The sequence below is a fragment of the Chryseobacterium antibioticum genome (assembly GCF_012927325.1).
In the GTDB taxonomy this organism is placed as follows: domain Bacteria; phylum Bacteroidota; class Bacteroidia; order Flavobacteriales; family Weeksellaceae; genus Chryseobacterium; species Chryseobacterium antibioticum.
Genome location: NZ_JABBGI010000012.1, coordinates 93638 through 114547, shown reverse-complemented (window position 1 = coordinate 114547; position 20910 = coordinate 93638). Strand labels below are relative to the sequence as shown.

Below are 20910 nucleotides of genomic sequence, written 5' to 3'. Positions count from 1 at the left end.
CCTCGTTCTCATATTAAGTTCCAGCTAATTGAATTGAGTTTTCGGTATATTGTCTTTGATTGTTGAGTTGAGTTTAGATTTCTCGCTTCAATTTTCTTTTGAAATTTTAAATCCATTTTTATCTGGTTTTGTAATAATATCGGAATCTATCCATTCGGATTGAATATAAAAATTACGATTATCCTTTATCAATATAAATTCAGGGTTCATATTTTCTCCAAGGGTATAACCATCAAGATTCTTTTTATATTTTAATATTAATTTATTTCCTTCCTCCATTGCAGTTACCTCGTCCTTAAATCCAATTTGATAGCCACTTCCTGATGCAGTAATATTATCACTATTTATATTGATTTCTAGATCCCATCCCACATTCATTCCACCAATTTTTCCATAATCTAACCGAGTTTTATAGATGCCATACCATTTTTTATCAATATTAGATTTCTGTACTAAAGTTGAAGTTTTTTTTGTTGAAGTAATTGTATCTGCAACAGTGCTTTTCTCAAAGAATCCACCATTATTGTCTGGAATAGACGCTTTGCTATTTTTACATGAAAAAATAGCAGATAGGCATATAAGTACTAGATATGACTTTTTTGTTATTTTAATTTCGATAATTCTATCCATTCGTTAAATGTAGCTTCTCCTCCCAGACCTGGCTAAAATAATATTCTCTTTTTTTGTCCTCTACAATTTATAAGATTAAAACTCTAAAACTAAGATTGTACTTGCCACAGGAGGGCTACAAAAACTATTTTAATTTGTCAATAAAGTTATAAGTTACCTTATCAAAAGTTAAAGTTCCAAAGTTTTTCTCTGTCCATACTTTTACTGGGAAGGTTTAATAGTAAGAATCTCTAATTTTTTTTTAGCACATATAATTCAGGACCCCGCTCCGAAAATCTGGTATTTAAATAAGGAGAGTTCCATATATATTTTCCATTGTCAAGACTTATAAAACCAAAATCCTTAGTTTCTTTAAGTGTACTGTTTTCTGTATTTTCTAATGCCTCACTAAAATGAAGAAATAGTTTACCATTTTTCTCTACAGATGATAATCTAAAAAGATCATAAATTTGAAAACCAGATGCCGAATATGCAATGCTATCTTCGGTTATTTTTAATTGTATCTCTTGATGTGCTCTCCAATCTTTGTCGGTTTCATTTATGGTAAATTTAAAGCTTCCTATCCATTTGCTTGAAATTTTTTGATTTTCAATATGAACGCTTTTCTTGTTTTCTTGAGCGCAGGAGAAAAAAAATAAGCAAGTCAGTAAGAGTATGTGTATTTTTATTTTCATTTCGTTTTATTTTTTCTGACTTGAGTATTGTATTTAGTTAGCAATACTCTAAAAAGACTTGTATCAAAATCAATTCATATTCTCCTCTTTTGATGAAAGGATCTCCCAATTATTATCTTTTTTTAATTTAAAAACCGTTGTTTTAATTTTACAACAGCCACTAGGTTTGCGAAGTGTTATTGTTTTATTTACTTTATCTAGAGTTTTAGGGAAATTACCCTCATTTAAAGGGAATTGTTTATTTACAATAAACTGTCCTTGGTCATTTTGAAAGAAATATGAATAAGAAGGACCGCCATTTCCTCCGTAATCATATAAGATTGCAAAATCTTCAAGATTGTCGAAATTAAAATCAGCAATAATGAAGTCATGATAATCTTCTATTCCTTCTTGTATTTTTAAATTTTTATTATAATAATCTATTTGAGTAATCTCAAGTGAATCTTTAATTGCAACCCAGGTATTTGGTTTGTATATAATATCTTGAATATGGTTTGAATCTTTAGTGATTTCAATTTTTAGTTTTGACGGTCTATTATCACTATCTCTTTCTAGCATCGAGACCAAAAATTTAAATTCACTAGAGTTCTTGATTGAATTCTTGCTGGTTGTAGATACCCTATTTTTTAATTCATTTATATTGTTTGATTTCTCACAACTCAAAATAGATATTATTAAAAAATATCCGATTTTTAAATTCATGTTTTCTTTATTTACATTAATAGGTTTAAATAAACTTTCAATTCTTTGGCTGTTCTCTATTTTATCCATTCGTTAAATGTAGCTTCTCATTCTAGACCACTGAATAAAATAGCATAGTCTAATATTAAACTTGTCACATTTTTTTGATTTTCAAAAACGCAAATAAATATTTTCCTTTTTGTTTTTATTAAAAGTAGAAACTCTAGAAGATTGAAAGCGTAAACATTTAATACTCGTTGCGTAGGTATATTTTTAAGAAAATTTAAATCAACTTTAATCTTTCTTGACCATCAACAACTCTTTATCATAATTCCATTTATTATCAGCTACAATAGAGCTTTTTAAATAATATTTTCCCTCCTTATGTATGATAGAACCCAGATTAGTAAGATTAGAATGGTCAGAAAAGCCATCTCCATCGATTGCTTTTATATATTTTAGAGTTAATTGATTTCCATTTTCTTCTATTTTGCATAAATCAGTAAAGTAGGTTTTGTATCCCATTCCTGAAAAAGTACACTTCCCATTAGTAATCTCTATATCATAGTCTATTGACATTTCTGAGACATTATCTAATTTTCCATAATCTATATTTAATTTATAAGTGCCTTGCCAAAGATTATTTTCTTTTTTGTTTGAAGATTGTATTTGATTGATTGGCGTTTTTTTTATAATTCCTGATTTAAAATATTCAGGGAAGTTATTTCTAAAAAAATCAGAATTAATATAAGGAGGTAACACCTCTGATTTAACATCTTTTAATAATTCCCATTTTTTTTTGGCAGAATTATAAATATATATATATGCTATACTTTCTTTTTTAGCATATATACTCTCCTCAGTACAATTTCCATCTAAATACTCTTTTGCAATTTGGTATGAAAAAATATTATAATTATCGCTTTTATTTTTTAATAAATTAGAGATCTTTACATTATCCTTTTCTAAATTAATATTATTAAAATCGTAATCTTTTAAAAAAATATTTTTCCAAAAGTTTTGTAATACCTCGGTCTTAGGAATATAATGGATTGTAAAATATCCTAACTGATTACAATCTAAGTAAGATCTTAATGGATGATCTGCAATGTTTGACTCGTCAATAATTAATGAATATTGAGGATCTCCAAATTTTTTATTAAAGAAATCTATACTTTTACTTTCTTTTTTTTCTTCATTTTTTCCTGAATGTTGATTTTGTGCATCTCCTTTACAAGAAATGAACAGAAACAGGACTAATGTGTAAATTGCTTTATTTAATTGCATTTCCTTTATTATCAAATTTTGTTTTCATATAATCTTCAGGCTGTAACCTATCCTTACCAAAAAAAGTAGCTGCCCCACTTCCATTAGAACATGCTTCAATATGTACATGCCAATTTTCTTTGTTTATACCTCTACCCGGAATTCCATTTGGTAGACTTCCATCCGATGCATTTCCAGTAGACCCTGATAAAGCTATTTTTTGACCATGCTTGACCGTTTCTCCTTCTTCAACATATACTTTATCTAAATGACAATATAATATATATACTATATTTCCATTTTTGTCTTTGGACTTTATATTTATGACATTACCAAGTTTTTTTTCTCCATATTGATTGGTTTTAAAAGAGGTAATTATTTTTTCTACCTTACCACACATTAATGAATGTACTTCTTTATAGATTGGCCCGGATAATATATCTACGCCTTTATGTCCTCTGCTGGATCCCTTATCAAATCTATTATTATTTTTTCCTCCGTTGTCGCTGCTTATTATTGGATTTTCCCATACATCTGCATAATCAAGACACTGCGAACCATCCTTAGAACATAATGAAATTTCTGCTGGATTGTTTTTATCATTATTCTCTCCGCATTCAAAATTACTTTCTTTATTTGCGGTTCCTTCGGTAATATAAACTTGGACTTTTGCTTTAATTTCGGATTTCCAAATTTTACCATCTTTATTAGTATCTAAGCCGTCATTCTGTTTATAGGCAGTTACTCTTAAGTTTCTTAGTTTTTCAGGCTCATTTGTCCTTGTAGTTAATTTATCTAAAGATGACGCAAAAACTATATGATCATCTTTACGGGAGGATGCTGGAAATAATACTTGCAGATAAAAATCAACAAATTCAACTGTTTTATTTCTTAAAGGTTCAAAATATTTTTTAACGTAATCTAACTGTTGTATTGCTGTCATATCAGCAAATTCTTTTACTCTTTTTAAATACCAATCTTCTTTTTGTTTGGTTTTTTTATTATATTTTTTTCCATAGTAATTCTTAACATTTTCTATAGTAATTTTCTTTCCAAGCAAACCTGCTGCTGTGCTTGGCATGAACTGTATTAACCCCGTTCCTCCAGAATCAGCTTGGTTAGGAGCATCAGGTTTAAATGTTCCGCCACTTTCCCAACGGAAAACAGCCATTAAGTTATTGGCCATTTGTATTTTATTTTCCTCACCCCATAGATCTTTACATATTTCTACAACTTTCTTCCTGAATTCACAGTTTACATTGGGATGACCGCCCCAAATTAAATCATAATCTCTACAAACACATGTTCCAGTATTTTTTACAATCTTTTCATCACCTACTTTGACTGCACCATTGTTTTCTGCGAGTTTTGTCAACGAACTTCCTTTCTTTAGTTTGGCAGTTGCCATAGAGAAGTCGCCGTCTGCATCATATAATACTTTTCCTTCCTTATTGTTTTCCTTAATAATAGCATATACGGTGAGAGAATTTACTTTGTTTTTTATATTATTCCATACTATTCTTTGCTTTATAACTCCGCTTTGGTCTGCTTTTATATTGGTTTGGAATAATAATAAGGGATCCTTGCCGAATACTGAATCCCGAATTTCCAAGTAGAGGTTTTCACTAGCTGAAATACCTCGTGAATGGGCGTACAAATAACTTATTTCATCATAGTCTACTATGGTATGTTTTTCTTTTCCATTAGCGCTTCCAAAGATGGCATTATATATTTCTCTTTTGTCCTGAACGTCCAGTTTATAAGTTTTGGGAAAGCTCTGCCCTTCTCCGGTTGCAATCAATTTTGGGACAGAAACTTTTGCATAGATTAATCCTTGATTTCCGGCTTTATCCTTCATATATGAATCTAGTGTTACCGGAATCAATCCTCCATCATAAGGATTAATTGTAATGGTCTTAACAGGATCATCTTGTACTGTATCATTATCCCAGAGAACTACATTTATTTCTTCGTTTGAAAGCCCATTTTGGTCAATCCATATATTTACTTTGTGTCCCCAGCTTGCTTTTTCAATTTTATTTCCGTTGCTGTCTGTAAATTGGATATCATTAATAACAGGCTGTACCACATTTACTTTTTGCGTCACACCCTTACCCTTTATTTTACTGGTTATACTCAAAGTTCCCGGAGTTTTCGGGGTGAAAGTTATGGATTTTCCGGTAACAGGGGTAGAGAATCCTTGCCAGTGTACGATTTCATTAGGGAGAAGATCAGCAAATACCATTTTATCAACAGTAGCTGTTATCGGTTTTCCTACCTTCGGAGTTCCGCTTAAGGTAAAACTAACGACGTCATTTTCCTTCACTTCAAAATGCCAGTCATCATCTTCTTTTTTTGCATTTTTTCCGGTAGCGTTGGCGGAGATGCTGTAGGCTTCCACGATGTATTTTCCCGGAGCCATCAGTTTGGAACCTGCTATGGTGAAGCTTTTTCCGGTTCCCTGAGGAATGCCGTTAAGGTTCCATTTGATTTCTGAAGATTCTTCAGAAGTAAGGTCGTACGGGGAATTATCTGCTCCGAATTTATATTTCATCTTGGAAACACTGAAAGACATAGCTGTTCCTGGTCTTACAACCTCCGCGCCATGACTGATGCTTAATACAGCATTGCCTTCCGTTTCTCCGGCTATCTGTTTTTCTATGACTTCACCCTGATCATTGGTGTATCTTGCTATAATGGTATATTTTGCTTTGGTGTTTTTAGGCGTGAAGGTGAGGATCTCTCCATTCTCCTGAACGCCTTCCGTAATGGTATTCCCACTTCCGTCCTGCACCGATAGTGTAAGTTTTGATTTTTCCTCTGCCGTAAGATCGGGAATGAAAAATTTAGCTTTGAAAACCGAAGGAACTCCTTTCCGGAATTTTCTGTTTTTGGAAGGATCGATTCGTGTAGTAAAATCCGCGGAAGTACATTCAATATCAATCAGCGTATTTTCTACCACTTCTACATCAATAGAGCAGGAAGGATCACATTTGTCATATTTTCCTTTTTCAAAATCCTGATTTTTAGGTTTTCCATAACCTTCTATTCTGAATTTTCCCAGTCCTTCAAAGCTCTGTGAAAATTCTGTTCCGATTTGTTCTCTCAGGAAAATTCTGTTTTCTTTCTTCCCCTGATGATCGCTGTAGACCATCCAGGAAGTAAGTTGTTTATTACCGCTTTTCAGATTGGCCTTAAAAGAAGCTTCTTGATCTTTTCGGAGATAAATAATACTGCTTTTATTTTTAGAATCGATTTCTTTAAAAGCTGTTCTGTTTTCTACTTTGGTTAAAACAATAGAGGTAACGGAAGGGTATTCCTCTTTTTTCTTAGGCTGATCTATTGCCGGATTGACCATGGCAAGTTCCACCGGATTGGTATTGTCGGCATGGGCATTACTTACCGAATCGGTTTGCCCATGCTTGAATATCGTGATTTTTCCACCTACGGTACATTGCAGTTCGGATATTTCCGTAAGGGTGTTTTTGCCCATGACCTGTGTGCTTTCATAGGTTTTCGCCCATTTGGGAGCCGGAGCTAAAGCACAGGGAAGGTAACCTCCCGATGAAGGTTTCAATTTACATTTTCCAAAGGTGGCAGCGGGAGGGATAAACGTTTTATCCTCTTCGGTCGCGGCTAATTTACCCTGCTCATCATTCAGAACAATAATGGAGTGGGTGGTAACCTGTAAATCGGCAGTTTGTTTTGGATTTTCAGCTTTGTCACACACGCATTTTGCATTGTGGACGACAAAATATTTTCCGTCATGATCACTTTTGGAAGCTTTTTCTTCTTTTTTCTCCTCTTCCTCCTTTTTCTTTTCCTGATCTTGCTTCTGTTCGGCACTCTTTTGCTCTTCTACAGGATCGGGTGGAGGAGTCTCACCATTCATGGTATAAATTTCATCCTTTGGCGGAGTCTGAAGAATGAATCCTGCATAAGGGATATCTGAAGTCTGCTGACCGGAACCAGCCTGCTCATTATGATATTGTTTAAGCTTTGTCCAGTCTTTGATACCCAGTTTTTTAGCGATATCCTGCAGCGTTTCTCCGCTCTGAACTGTATATGGGATAGGTGCTGACATATTCTTATTTTGTTTCTATGGTGATGGTGTGCTGGTAATAAAATTTATTTTCTGCCTCAATACAAACATGGGTTTCTGCTTTTTCCATCCTTCCGGTTTTACCCGTATAGCTGATGTTGTTCTGAAAGTCTGCATAGAGTGGGAGATGTTCTTCGTCGAAGTTGACGTAATAATCATGTTGATGAATGTATCTGATCAGATCATTCATGATATCCTGGGCATTGTCAATTTTAGGTTCAAAAGACAATGTGTTGTTTTCTTTTTGATATTGGGTTTCCCCTTTCCATTCCGAAGTTCCAATGGGTAAAACTCTCCACGAAGTTTCGTATTGCCTTTTAGGATTAAACTTCTGCATGCCATATTCCAGCATTTTGATAAAGTGGAGCTGTTTGATGAACTGGGTGAGTTTTTCATCAGTTTCAATGGCTCTAAAAAAATTCGTTTGAATGTGGTCGATACCTTCTCCACTGTAGATATCATAGATACTGATGTCTGCTTTTTGAATACGTTTTCTGATCTCCTCAAGGTTTTCAATGGAAAAACTGTATTTGTTTATTTTACAGGTTATAGGAAACAGAGCATCCATATAGGTGTTGGATACCTCAAGAAATTTGGTGTCTATTTTCTGGCCATTGACCTTAAAATTCGATCTGTTGATTATTATTTCTTCACTGTCTTTTTTTCCGGGTTCTATGTACAGGGTGTAGGAGAGTAAAGCATCATGCTGCTCTCTCCCTATTTTTATAGTGCATTGATCCTGCACCGAATAGGTAGAAGTCGGGAAAAGATCTGGTGCTGATGAGGTCATGTTTAAATTTTTAATTTCAATTTTTGTGTTGCTATTTTATGCTTTTGATCTTGAAAAGTTTAAATCATATATTTTGTAAATTATTATAATTAGTTCACTATCATCAAATTAAAGGATAGTGGGGGAAATTAAGAATATGCTATTAAATAATAATAATTATTATTTTAAATGAAAATCTATTTTATTCGTTTGCTTTGTAATATCCTGAACAATAAGAAATTTGCTGAATCCCTCTTTTACATTATCAATCTGAACATTACAGCTTTTATCAAAATGAATAGAATAATGCCCACTTTCATTTGTAATTATTGGCGTTTTTTCTCCTCCCATATAGCTTTCACCGTCACCACCCTCATAATAATAATTTGTAATGTATAAGGTGTAATTTTCAACAGTTTTTTCATTTTGATCATAAACATACCCTTCTATATTTACGTTATTTATGTCTTTATTGGTAAGTGAAAAAAGATTCTTTATCATCGTTGGAAATATTAAATAATATGATGCAAGTCCTAAAGCTATTAATGAAATTACTATAATCATGATTTTATTTCGGGTATTTGTACTCATCTATTCTCTTTTTAAAAATTGAAATTATTGTATCGAATTTTTTTTGTTGAATATTTCCATGTGTAACATCTGGAGCGGTTGCATTAATATTATCAACTTTGTTTCTTCCTTCTGCTGTATGCGGATACCCTCTGGAAGCCGGAGAATTTGAGCTCCCATCACTTGAACTCCCTTCGCTGGAATTAGGGTCATCACTGTTTTTCCCTGATTTACTAGAGCCGCCCGACGCTTTAGTCTGATAAATATTTAATGTATATCCAACATTATCTGGGACTGAAGTATCAACTGAAATTTGATGCAATGGGCCATCAGTGCTATCAACTATAATCATGGTGTCGACAGGTAAATTAGAAGCATCTATTCTTTCTGCTAAGTTAACAGCATTATCACCTCCATAACTGTAACCATATATGATTATTTCATAACCTGGACGATAATTTTGAATTATAAAATCATAACCTGTTGATACCCCATATTTTTCTACTGCAGCGGGTGCTATAATAGCTCCAACAACTTCATGACCTTTAGATTTTGCATACTTCATTACATTATTATAAATTACTCCAGTATATCCTGTATCATCATTTGATTTACCTTTTATTTGTCCCCTTCCAAATGGACCGCCATGAAAAAATACAAATAATACTTTATGTTTCCTGTATACTTTTAATACTTGATTATCTTGATAGGCTAAGTCAACTGCTTTATCTTTATAGATAACTTCACAATAGGCTTCTATTTCTTCTCCCTTTTCACCAGTTCCTTCGATCATATTATCCCAATCTTCACGAATTTTAAAATCATATTGAACTAACAGACCTCTAATGCTCACTTTCTTGGCAGAACCTAATCTTGTGTCATTCATCCAATCTTTTTCATAAAATTGTAGCGATAATAAATCTCCAATTGAGACAAATGGACTAAGGAGGATGTTAAACCTGACTTTATCACCAAAATAAGCACGTTTAATGGGCTTATTATTTAGGTTTGTCCAGTAACCATATATCACATTACCTTCTAATTTACCATTTTGCAATTTTTCAAAACTGACTCCAGCTGATGTACCCATGATTATTTAAAATTTTTGGTGAATTTTTTATTTATTAATACAAAAAAGATAATATAAAGACTAATACATATAATTATTGGCATTGTTGATTTTGATAAAACTTCGATATTAATTTCATTTTCTGAAAACGTACTCCAATCCGCCTCTCTTGTTTCAAATATGCCAACATTTATATATTTAAACCACATAATTATTAAATATACCAGAATCACAATTAAGCTAAACCATTTACTCCATTTTATTCTATCAAAGATAACTTGGATAAAGAAAATTGGTGCAACAGTAATAAGTGCCTGTATAATTAATTCAACATGAAAAGAACAATCTATACAAGCAGACGAAATATTACTTGAATACTCTCCCATCGCACAATATGCCTGGAAAATTGTTAAAACAAAACAAAGGATGCATATCACTATGCTTTTAATAATATTCATTATTTAGGAACTGCTTTTTTATTTTTTTCAAATTTATATACTTGCGAGGGAAGTCCTGTAGGTGTTGTACCAACCGTTGGTGGAGCATAAGCACCTTGCGGATTCCATAATGCTTCATCCCATTGATTTGGACGATATGCTTCTCCATTTAAGTCTTCATCTTCAATTTGTATGTACTTATTCTTATAGGCTTTATTACCTTTATCATCCCAAGTTGATTTATATTCTGACCTTTTGATATAAGCATACACAGTTGCATTAAAATAATCTGCTAATTTTTGAGCTAAACTTTCCTGCGGTTTCACTAGTTCTATCCAATTTGAATCATAAGTATACCCTTTTTTTGATGCTTCGGGTCTATTATCTAAATTTCCTGTTCTACAAGCAAAGGAATATATTATGGGACTAGATACAAATGACTCTTTCTTTATTTCGGAAATATGTTTAATTTCAAATCTTTGTGTTAGTTGGTTTTTACCATCTAAACCAAAGTCAAAAATGCTTGGGAGCCCATGTGCAAATACTTTGATAGTTGATATTTTCACATTTCCTCGAATGACTTTAGAGTCGCCTTTGTTAAAATAATTTATGAGGTCTGTGACAGTATTAATTTTCTTAAAGTTTACATTGGCATTAAATGCTTTGGCACTATTTTCAGGATTCGAAAGTTCTTCTGAATTATAGCCATCTGTAAACATAAGTATTGTTAGATATTTATATGCGGAATAATTTTGTCTAATTTCTCTAACCGCCTGCGCTGGAAACATCATTTTATTTCCATAGTTTGCAGAGTGCTGCTCCGTTCCCACTATCAAAATAATTTCTTGCTGCACAATTTTAGCCTCAGCACTTACATTTTTATTGGCTTTTTTAAAATAGGCGTAAATTCTTATTTTAGATGCCTGAGTAGTGGATTTAACCATGAAGAATATGTTTTTAGACCCTTTAGCTCCAGAATCTGTGGTTTCAACTATTTTACCGTCATCATATTGACGCGCCCACTTTAATTCCTTTAACTCCTTTTCTTCTGCTTTTCTATTAAATTGAGTCGCTTTAAATGTATACCATTTATCTTTTTCCATTAAAGAAACTTTCATCTCCTTATCATCAAAAGGACCCTCAACGTTCAATACTCGAAGTGGAGCTTTATCTTCTCCAGCGGATTCTCTTCCATGGCCTTGTAAAATCGCTCTTCTTTGGCTAGAAAGTTCAAGATTCTGTTTTGTTGCTTTAATAATCACTTCTCCGGATTCCTCGTGAGAAACCTTGCTTAGAGAGGTGTAATTATTCGTAACCTGTACGTTGATATTGTTTGCTTTTTTTACAATGGCCATATCAAGACTTTTAGTGGGTGTTGCCCTGTTCGCCGCTTTGTGATTTTACTGTTTTTTCACTTTGTAAAATCATATTCTCTTTCGTGCTTACAACCGTTACCTTTTCAGCATAAGAGTCACTTTTCTTAGCCTGAATATTTCTTTCGTTTTCGGAAATTTCCGTTCTCATATCAGAAGATTCGTGAATGTTTCCGGTGGCGGTCTGCATAAGATCTTTCCCTGCAGTATCAATCATGTTTACTCCTGCATTGGAAACAATATTTACGTTAGCTGTGGAGAACATGCTGTTTCCTGCAATAGAAGTGATGTCATGTCCTGCGGTCATCTTGATATTGTTACCGGCAGTGAAAGTCATATCTTTCGGTGCGTTTACAGCAATATTTCCTTTTCCGTCCATAAAGTAAGTGTTTCCACTCGGGTCCTCAATAAAAATACTCCCTTCGGCATCATTGAATATTACTTTATTTCCGCTGCGGGTTTGTATCGATTTGATATGGTTATTGACACCCCCGCCTAAGCCTACAGCTCCATGGAACATTCCTCCCATAGCAAAAGGAAAATCCGGATGATGGTATTCAAAACCTACCATAACCTGATCTCCGACTTCCGGAACGGCTACAAAACCTCTGTTTTGGGTAATAGCATCAGTTCCTCCTGCGTCAGGGCTCATCATTCGGATGAAATGGGTGGTGTCATGTAGCTGCCAGTCAAATTGCACCTGTATCCGTCCCTGGTTCAGGGGATCGGTATTGGAAATCACAGTGGCGATTTGGGGCTCTGCCTGTGGATGCGTAAATTCCGGAGTGGGAATATATCCTGTTCCTTCTGCAATTGCTTCAAATGATCCGCTATAGTATCCCCGCGTATTCACTTCATGGGAAACTTCTGTGATCATAAGTTTAGTGAAATAAGACGTTTGGTTGGTGTTCGGTTTTCTCATTTCGATGTCTGCAATACAACCGGGATGCAGAAAAGGAACCGTCGTATTTCCAGAAACCGTAAAAACTTCTACAGCAGCACTTCCTGCCGCACTTTGCTGGGCATCATCTACATTTAAAGACATGTTTGCATTCACAGGGGAAGGATTCAGTGATCTGGTTTTATATATACTGTCATTAAGTTCATAAGCCTTTGATGCAAGCTGTCCCAAATGTTTGATATTGGCTTTTGAGCTAAGCAGCTTTTCATGTTTGCTGCTGTTGTATCCGTAAAATTCGGGTTTTGTATGCACTGCTTTCAGTTCAATACAGATGTCACTTACGTTACTTCCGTAAATAAGCTTGATGGGTTGCTCTCCTGGTGGCAGTTTCCCAAAGTGAAGAACTTCACCGTCATAATAGAACTGTTCTCCATAGGTTTCCGCCAGTCTTGCCAGATAGTTATAATGCGTTTCCTTGTACTGGGCGCTGTAATTGATATAGCTTTGATTTTTTGAGTCTACTTTGAAATCATACTTGCCGGAGCCTAAAGCTTCCTTGATCACTCTGTCAGCAATAATGGATGTATTGACTGACTGATCCCCTCCAAAGCTTTGGGTATGGGGAGCAGAATCCATCAGAATCGTCGGGCTTTTACCTTTCAGGACAATATTTCCCAGACTCATTTCTTCCTGGCTGAATGCGACCTGGGTGATAAGTCCCACAAAAGTTCTTTCAGGGCTCTCATTTTCCGCATCTTTATATTTAAAAACAACAGTTAAACGTTTTCCTAAAAACTGTTGAGCTTCTTCCAGATTGTAATCCTGATGATCTCCCAGAGTGTCATGAGCGAGTGTAAGTTCGAAATGATGGTGTTTTCGTATGCTTTGCTGTAAGCGGAAATGCTTGAAATGTCTGATGATCTTACCTTCAATAACAATATCTAGCTTTACCACACGCTGTACACCAGCGATATGATTCTCAGCAATTTTATCTGCATTGGTAGCCTTCTTTTTCATCATTAGTTTTTTTGTGATTATGTCACTAAAATTAGAAATGTTTTAGATTAATTGGTTAAATAGACTGTTAAAATTTAAAAATTGTAGTAGAAGTACGACATGAGTACATGAAAAATCTGATAATTAGCTAAAGGAGATCACTTGATAACTTTATGAATTATCTGGAGTACAATAGAAAATAATTCCGTGTTTTTGAGCGGTTTGTGAGTGAAATGTAAATATCATCCCTATAACTAAGAATGATATTTATAAACTTTTAACCGTCAAAATGAGCTCAGAGAGTATTGAAAATGATCAAAGGAGATGGTTTCTAAGATGTCATTTTGAAAAAAGTAATTGGAAATTATAAATAGATAAGCTGTGTCTTTAAAACCTTTCGGCCCAAACCTTCAAGGATATTTTTATACCTTTCAATCTGAAGTTCGTTTTTTTCTGTCTGTTCACCGGTTTTAAAATCAACGATAATATATCCTTCTTCTCCTTTCAGAATACGGTCCGGTCTGAAAATATGGCTCTGTCCTCTTTCAGAGATCATGATATCTTTTTCATTGATCACTTCCCATTTTTCATCAAAGAACTCCGCATGTTTCTGAATGATCTGAACCAGAGTTTCCTGGATCTCATTTTTTTCTTCCCAGGTGATTTGTCCCTCCAGAACATAACTTTCCAGAACTCGGGCAATATCTTTTTCTGTATTGATTTTTGATAATAATTCATGGACGAAAAGCCCGATTCTTACCTTCTCATTCCGTACCTGATAGTTTTTGGATGGAGTGGCAATTTTAATCGAAGATCTGTTTTCATTACTATTTTTAAGGTTTTGAATATCCTTCGTTTTAAATAATGATGTTTTATCCTTTGAATGCTTTTTCAGCATCTCAGGACGTACTTCATACAGATCAAATTCATCAGCCCCTTCGTTATTTTTTCCGTTAAAAAATTCAAGTAGCTCAAGATTATTGGATGTCTTATTAGCTTTCTGAAGATAGAAAAATAACTGTTCTACAGGGCGTGTCGTAGCCACGTACTGAAGACACAATCTGTCGATCAGATTTTTATAGGAATTCTTTTTATTAAATGCCTCGATTTCCACATCATAGACTTCAAGGTTTTTACTGAACTGATTGATGTTGACTGATTTTAAAGCATCATCGTTATTGGTGTCAAACCAATTGGTAAACTCACTGTCCCTGTTTTTATTCATCATGGGAATAAATACGATGGGGAATTCCAGTCCTTTCGATTTGTGAATCGTCATAATCTGGACAGCATCAATATTTTCTGAGGCCTGAATTGTATAACCGGACGCTTCCTCGTCCCAGTATTTTAAAAATTCTTTTGTGCTGGCTCCGGCGTTCTGGGTGAAGTTGAAAAGCATTTCCAGAAAGTTCAGAAGGAAATCTGTTTCTTTGTTTTCTACTGCAAATTCATTGATATAATATTCCACAAAATTATACAGGTTGAATCTCGGGAAATTTTCCTGTTTCAGTTTCAGGGAATAGGTATTTTGGAGAAACTGAAGAATTTCCTCGTGTGTTTCTATCTCGAGAATTTCTTTCATTTCCAACGTAAAATCTGTCATTTTGATTCTGCCCAGGGTATTCAGATAATACATCATCATGATCAGATTCGGTTTGTTTTTGGGATTAATTTCCCAGCGTAGAAATTCAATGACCGCTTTTAATGTATTGGAGAGTTCAAGGGTCAGACCTTTATCGGAAATTGTTTTGATATTTGTTTCTTCTCCGCGGTACTTCACCTTCAGATTTCCCAGCTTTTGAGAATAGCTGAAAATATCAAAATTACCACGGCATAAAATCGTAATGTCAGAAAATTTAAAACCATTATCCAGGCTTTCCTGGATATCATTCCGCATTTTTTCAGAAGTATCATTATAAAAATCATCATTGGTGAGATTTTCAATAAGACTCACTTTCACACGTCCTTCGATCTGGGATCTTGGGTTCTGTTCAGCATCCTCACCAAAAATATTCCGATGTTCTTCCTCCAGATCCTGCGAATGATAGCGGTACAGCTCATTATTGAACTGAACAATATTTTTCGCACTTCTCCAGTTGTCTTTCAAAACAAATAGAGTAGCTTGCTTGGGAGAAAATTCTTTTTTATTAATGATATCCAGCATCAGTTTACTCTCCCCGCCACGGAATCTGTAAATACTCTGTTTAGGGTCACCTACCAAAGTAAAGGAAGTATTCTCCGAAGAAACACTGTGGTCTCTCAGCGGAACAAAATTTTGCCACTGCAATTCAGAAGTATCCTGAAATTCATCAAAGAAAAAATGCTGAAACTGTGAACCTACCTTCTCATAAATAAAAGCGGACGGTTCATTTTTAAGATTCTCGTTGATCAGGATGTTAAATTTTGAAAGCAGAACCAGATCATTTTCCTCTTCAATTTTTTTTAATTCATCCTGAATATCTTTGTTCACCTTTAAAGGAAGAAGTGCAGATAGAATTTTTTCTTTCTTTTGGGTTTCAATATATAAAAGGATCAGCTGCATCCTGTTGTCAAGAAGCTGGTCGAGGATTTCAAAGATTTCAGGTTCCTTGTTTTTTGATTTTGAAGAAGCTCCCTTTCTGTAATTATTGACGACAGATTCTTCCTGTGTGGTAGGAAACGGAAATCCGGGTCTTTTCTGGCTGTAAAAATCCTGAACTTTCGTGAAAAATCCACCAATTCCATTTTTGCCCTGAGCAAAATCTTCGATCTCAATATTTCTGGACCGGAAGAGCTCAACAGATTGGGCAGCAATATCTGCAGACTGTTTTTTATTCTGTACGATTTCTTTTCTGAGTGTATTTTTTATGTTCTCATAATTCGTATCGTCAAAGCTCTTGTTGCTTTTCAGATGTTCATAATGAATATCTTTTACAAACTCTTTTGCAGAATCATAAAGGTTCTTGTTGAGGTTAATTCTCTCATTGTTTTCCAGACTGTAGTCCACATAATCCATGAAAGAATTGGAGATGTTGTCATTTTCGCCAATCTGGTCAAGCATTTTATCTACCGCTTCGATAAGAAACGGTTCAGCGTCGATTTCGAGATTGAAATTTTTAGCTAAACCAAGCTCATAGGAAAAGCTTCTCACCAATCTTGAGTTGAAACGATCAATCGTTCCGATATTCAGGGTTGAATAATTGTGAAGGACGTAGTCCAGAAGTTTTTTAGAACGGATATGAAGTTCGTCAATCGTAATTCTTAAACCGTCAGCTTCAAATGCTTTCTGAATATTTTTCAGATCTCCATTCTCTGCGAAATTCTCCGCAGAAAAATTCCCAAGCCACGTCAAAATTCTTTCCTTCATCTCATTGGCTGCTTTGTTTGTAAAAGTAAGCGCGAGAATATTCCTGATCGACTGCTGCTGATTAGGATAGCGGAGACAGATCATCAGAAGCCTCTGGACAAGGGCATATGTTTTCCCCGAGCCTGCTGAAGCATTGATTACTGTATAAGAATTTTGCATTGCTGAATTTAGAATTGAGACTGCAAGTTAGCTAAATTTTAAGTGAAATTTTAACAATTCCGGGCGGTGATTTAACAGTTTCATGAGCAAAAATCAAAAAGAAATCCCAAAACGCGTTAACTGTGGTTAAACTTACCATTTTCTTTAAAAATAATTTTAGATTTGCTTTATAAAAAACTGTCCGTGAAACTTAAACTACTCTTTTTTTTAACCACCTTTTTTTTCATTCACACCAATGCCCAGAATTATATTTTCGGGAAAATAATTTCTGAAGACAATGCGGAAATTCCAGATGTAACGGTAATTAATATCAGAACGGACGAAAGAGTAGTCACGAACAGAGACGGGCACTTTATGGTGTCCGGAAGGGCAGGCGATGAGCTCCGTTTTGTAAAGGCCGGCTATGAACGCATCGTTAAAAAAGTTTCCAAAGAAAATATAGAATCTCCCTTAAATGTTACTCTGGGAAGAGCCACCATATTAATTCCCGAAGTGGAAATCAAGAAGGGGCTTACCGGTGATCTTAAAATTGATACAAAAAATCTTAACCGGCCGAAAAAAGTGGATAAGCTGATCAAAGATATCGATAGGTATATCGCTCAGAAATCAGATCCTAGGATTCTTGCAGCAAAACCGGGAGAATTTGTACAACCGAAAGGGCAGGGGTTCTATATTGGGAAAGTAAAAAACAAGTGGGATGATGTTGATCTCATCAATTATCTGCATTCGGCACTTGGTGATGAATATTTTATTTATTTGAAAATAGGAAAACCTCAGATCGAACATTTTATCGGTTACGTCTTGGCCGGAGGTTTCGAAAGGCAAAGAATTCTGAAGTATGGCTTTTGCAGCGATGCAGATCTGAGCAGATTTCAAAGGTTTGTACTGACAAGAATTTCCTCTTACCGTGCTCCACAAACTCAAAGATAAACACCAATGAGAACTTACATTAAACAAAGTCTTTATACAGTTCCGCTTTTTATATCCGCAGAATTTTTTTCCCAGCAGCAGGCAACCGGAATCGTTACAGATAACGGCAAGTCTAATATCAACCCGGTTTTAATCATTAATGTTTCCAACCAAAAAAGTACCCTGAGTGATGCTTCGGGAAAGTTTAGTATTGAAGCATCAGAAAATGATGAACTCAGATTTGTGAAAGAGGGGTATTACCGTATGGACAAGAAAATGGGAAAAGAAAATTTCAATTCTCCTTTAATGGTAAGCCTTGAAAAAGTAGAAATAGAGATCCCTGAAGTGAAAATTACCTACAAGCCGACAGGAAATCTGGAAAGAGACAACAAACATCTTAATGAATCCAGAAAAGTGGTTTCTTTAAGGTCAGAATTGGATGAGTATATGAAAAGTCCGATGAATGAGGCTTTACCGGATAATACGATTTCAAAATCTTTTAAACAGGATTATGGTGCTGGTCAGGTAAGTATTTTAGGGGTTTTAGATGCGGCTGTAGGCCTGTTCAAAAAAGCGACAGAACTTAAAATTACCAAAGCCAATTTTACAGAAACACAGGATTTTATCAAGAAAGTCAAGCAGGAAGCTGATTTGACCTTCCTTACAAAATATGGAATGGGTGAAGAACAGATTGATCAGTTTCTTCTCTATGCCAATGATACCCGAACCATGGCGAAAAAATTCAGAAAGAACTTTAAGATTGATGTGGTGGAATATGAATTAAGAGTAGCTTTTGCAGAGTATAGGAAAACCCGTAAGTTGGATAATCTTTAATTTTTAACGAATAGAAATGAATTTTGTATGCGGAAATATCGGGATGGCTCAGTGGAAGAAAATTATTTTTTTTCTTGTTTTTCCGTTCATGAATGTCTTTGCTCAACAAACTGTAACCGGGCGTATCGTAGATGACAGCGGTGAAAACTTAAGCTCTGTCGTTATCATCAATATGTCTACCGACCAGAAAGTATCGTCCGATTTTATGGGGATGTTTTCCATTGAAGCTTCTCCCAATGATGAGCTGAGGTTTGTGAAGGCCTATTTCAGCAGAGTTTCTGCGAGGGTTCCTGCCGGTGGATTCAATGCTCAGCTGATGGTCACCCTGATCCCAATACCCACAGACGTTGGAGAAGTGAAAATCGTAAAAAAACCAACCGGTGATCTGGAAACCGATTCACGGTTGGCCGGAAAAGTAGATAAAGGGGAAATTGTACAACAGGCGGTAGGTCTGCCGCAACCTGTTGGAAAGATGCGGGAAAAACCTGCCGAGGTGAAGCAAGTCCTTCTGCCCATACTTCTAGGTTCACTGGATGTGCAGGGTGCCTATGATCTGATCAGTGGGAAAGCAAGGAGACAGAAACGTCAATACAGGTATGATGATCTCCAGGAACATATTATGTGGGTGCGAAACAGAGTAGATAACGAATACTTTACGCAAGCAGGAATTCCTGAAGAGCGTATTTCTGAATTTATACAATATTCTTTTGAGGCTAAACCTCAGGTAAGAACTTATGTGAAGGCCAAAAACCTGTCAGGAGCATTACTCAGAATGGAGGAAACAATGCCTGTCTATCTCGAAAGATTAAAACAGCAGAAAAAGCAGGAATAATGTTAAAGAATTCTTAAAAATCGGAATAGAAATTGATGTACTGCTAGACAGAATCAATCAGATCACATTTTTTATGAATAAAAATATTATTGCAGTAGCAGTCGGAGCACTGGGATTCGTCCTCGGCCTCGGCTTTTTAGGAAATGCCATTAAAAACAGAAATAAATCTGAAAATACGATTTCTGTAACCGGATTGGGCACAAAACAGTTTACTTCAGACCTGATCACCTGGTCAGGAAGTTTTTCCAAAAACAACTCCGATTTAAAAGCAGCTTATGATGAGTTAGCGATAGACAGAAAGGTCATCAATGATTATCTTGTGTCAAAAGGGATCAAACAGAGTGAGATTGTATTTTCTTCGGTAGATATCCAGAAGCAGTTTAGAAGCTATAACGACTCCAATGGAAATTATGTACAGGGAGAATTTTCGGGATACAACCTTACTCAAAAAGTGTCCATTGAAAGTAAGGAAGTGGTAAAGATCGAGAATCTTTCCAGAAATATTACAGAAATCATCAACCGTGGTATCGAGTTCACCTCTTCAGCGCCATCTTATTTTTATACTAAATTAGCAACGGTAAAACAGGAAATGATTGCCGGTGCAACAAAGGATGCTAAAGAAAGAGCTGAGAAAATTGCTGAGAATTCAGGAAGCAGTCTGGGAAGTCTTAAAAAAGCGACAATGGGGGTGATTCAGATCACGGAACCTAATTCCAATGAAGACTATTCCTATGGCGGAACATTCAATACTTCTTCCAAAGAAAAAGAAGCAAATATTACCATAAAACTGGAATACGAAGTTAATTAAAAGTTGATCTTTGAAGTCCGTGAAATTAGTGGGAATAAATATTATTTTCCCGCAGATTACACAGATTTAAAAAACAATAAATAGTTATTATCCATTGATAATTGCAGATCAAAAATCTTACGGGGCAGAAAAAAATAAAACCGCTGGAATCTTCCGGCGGTTTTTATATTTTAGTGATATACGATATCATAAATTTCCTCTTTGACACTCTTTAGATTTTCAGGCGTGTAATTGGCCAGCAGCCAAAGATCCAAAGACTTTTTTCCTTCACCATAACTCGGCTGTACATACATTTCGTCAATCAGGGTGAATCCGTTTTTTTGATAGAAAGAATACCGTCTTTTGGCATCATCACCCAAATGATCCGGTTCTATTTCCAGGATAATCCTCGGGTAATTTTCAAACAGATATCCTGTAATATGCGATCCCAGTTTTTGACTTCTGAATGTCTCAAAAACTTCAAAATGCTCTACAAAAACATAAGAACTCAATTCCCAGATGATAAGATATCCTATACTCTGAGACTCATGCAATACAGATATTACCTTCACATG

General features: G+C 35.1%; 17 protein-coding genes. 4 read left to right on the top strand and 13 right to left on the bottom strand.

Annotation, left to right across the window (positions count from 1 at the left end):
• Window positions 1-87: 87 nt before the first annotated feature.
• The 12 genes from HHL23_RS11030 to HHL23_RS10975 all read right to left on the bottom strand — a co-directional run bounded on the left by HHL23_RS11030 (window position 88) and on the right by HHL23_RS10975 (window position 16988).
• Complete coding sequence (locus HHL23_RS11030) at window positions 88-630, bottom strand: hypothetical protein (protein WP_169234857.1); 543 nt, start codon at window positions 628-630, stop codon at window positions 88-90.
• Between the two features lie 230 nt (window positions 631-860).
• Window positions 861-1304, bottom strand: a complete 444-nt coding sequence (locus HHL23_RS11025; RefSeq protein WP_169234856.1) for a hypothetical protein — start codon at window positions 1302-1304, stop codon at window positions 861-863.
• A 69-nt stretch (window positions 1305-1373) separates the two neighbouring features.
• Window positions 1374-2075: an XAC2610-related protein gene (locus tag HHL23_RS11020; protein ID WP_169234855.1), complete on the bottom strand. Its 702-nt coding sequence runs from the start codon at window positions 2073-2075 to the stop codon at window positions 1374-1376.
• A 204-nt stretch (window positions 2076-2279) separates the two neighbouring features.
• Window positions 2280-3272 (bottom strand): DUF5991 domain-containing protein, encoded by a 993-nt coding sequence (locus tag HHL23_RS11015; RefSeq protein ID WP_169234854.1) that lies wholly within the window; start codon window positions 3270-3272, stop codon window positions 2280-2282.
• Window positions 3259-7335 (bottom strand): PAAR-like protein, encoded by a 4077-nt coding sequence (locus tag HHL23_RS11010; protein ID WP_169234853.1) that lies wholly within the window; start codon window positions 7333-7335, stop codon window positions 3259-3261. The genes HHL23_RS11015 and HHL23_RS11010 overlap by 14 nt, the downstream gene beginning before the upstream one ends.
• A 4-nt stretch (window positions 7336-7339) precedes the next feature.
• Window positions 7340-8143: a hypothetical protein gene (locus HHL23_RS11005; protein ID WP_169234852.1), complete on the bottom strand. Its 804-nt coding sequence runs from the start codon at window positions 8141-8143 to the stop codon at window positions 7340-7342.
• Between the two features lie 159 nt (window positions 8144-8302).
• Window positions 8303-8713 (bottom strand): hypothetical protein, encoded by a 411-nt coding sequence (locus HHL23_RS11000; protein WP_169234851.1) that lies wholly within the window; start codon window positions 8711-8713, stop codon window positions 8303-8305.
• Window positions 8691-9782 (bottom strand): DUF2235 domain-containing protein, encoded by a 1092-nt coding sequence (locus tag HHL23_RS10995; RefSeq protein WP_169234850.1) that lies wholly within the window; start codon window positions 9780-9782, stop codon window positions 8691-8693. The genes HHL23_RS11000 and HHL23_RS10995 overlap by 23 nt, the downstream gene beginning before the upstream one ends.
• Window positions 9783-9784: 2 nt before the next feature.
• Complete coding sequence (locus HHL23_RS10990) at window positions 9785-10219, bottom strand: hypothetical protein (protein WP_169234849.1); 435 nt, start codon at window positions 10217-10219, stop codon at window positions 9785-9787.
• Complete coding sequence (locus HHL23_RS10985) at window positions 10219-11553, bottom strand: hypothetical protein (protein WP_169234848.1); 1335 nt, start codon at window positions 11551-11553, stop codon at window positions 10219-10221. Before HHL23_RS10985 ends, HHL23_RS10990 begins: the two co-directional genes overlap by 1 nt.
• A 10-nt stretch (window positions 11554-11563) precedes the next feature.
• Window positions 11564-13489: a type VI secretion system Vgr family protein gene (locus tag HHL23_RS10980; RefSeq protein WP_169234897.1), complete on the bottom strand. Its 1926-nt coding sequence runs from the start codon at window positions 13487-13489 to the stop codon at window positions 11564-11566.
• Between the two features lie 343 nt (window positions 13490-13832).
• On the bottom strand, window positions 13833-16988 hold the full coding sequence (locus HHL23_RS10975) for a UvrD-helicase domain-containing protein (protein WP_394354154.1): 3156 nt from the start codon (window positions 16986-16988) through the stop codon (window positions 13833-13835).
• Window positions 16989-17156: 168 nt separating this feature from the next.
• Here HHL23_RS10975 and HHL23_RS10970 point away from each other — a divergent pair, with 168 nt between their 5' ends.
• The 4 genes from HHL23_RS10970 (at window position 17157) to HHL23_RS10955 (ending at window position 20356) form a co-directional block, all read left to right on the top strand.
• Entirely contained in the window at window positions 17157-17903 is a 747-nt protein-coding gene (locus HHL23_RS10970; RefSeq protein WP_169234846.1) for a carboxypeptidase-like regulatory domain-containing protein, read from the top strand.
• Window positions 17904-17909: 6 nt separating this feature from the next.
• Complete coding sequence (locus tag HHL23_RS10965; protein WP_169234845.1) at window positions 17910-18716, top strand: hypothetical protein; 807 nt, start codon at window positions 17910-17912, stop codon at window positions 18714-18716.
• A gap of 16 nt (window positions 18717-18732) precedes the next feature.
• A complete protein-coding gene (locus HHL23_RS10960; protein ID WP_228464714.1) occupies window positions 18733-19548 on the top strand; it encodes a carboxypeptidase regulatory-like domain-containing protein in 816 nt (271 codons plus the stop codon).
• Between the two features lie 73 nt (window positions 19549-19621).
• Window positions 19622-20356 (top strand): SIMPL domain-containing protein, encoded by a 735-nt coding sequence (locus tag HHL23_RS10955; RefSeq protein WP_169234844.1) that lies wholly within the window; start codon window positions 19622-19624, stop codon window positions 20354-20356.
• A 170-nt stretch (window positions 20357-20526) separates the two neighbouring features.
• On the opposite strand, the gene HHL23_RS10950 is transcribed toward HHL23_RS10955, so the two are convergent.
• A complete protein-coding gene (locus tag HHL23_RS10950) occupies window positions 20527-20907 on the bottom strand; it encodes an N-acetyltransferase (protein WP_228464712.1) in 381 nt (126 codons plus the stop codon).
• Window positions 20908-20910 lie beyond the last annotated feature (3 nt).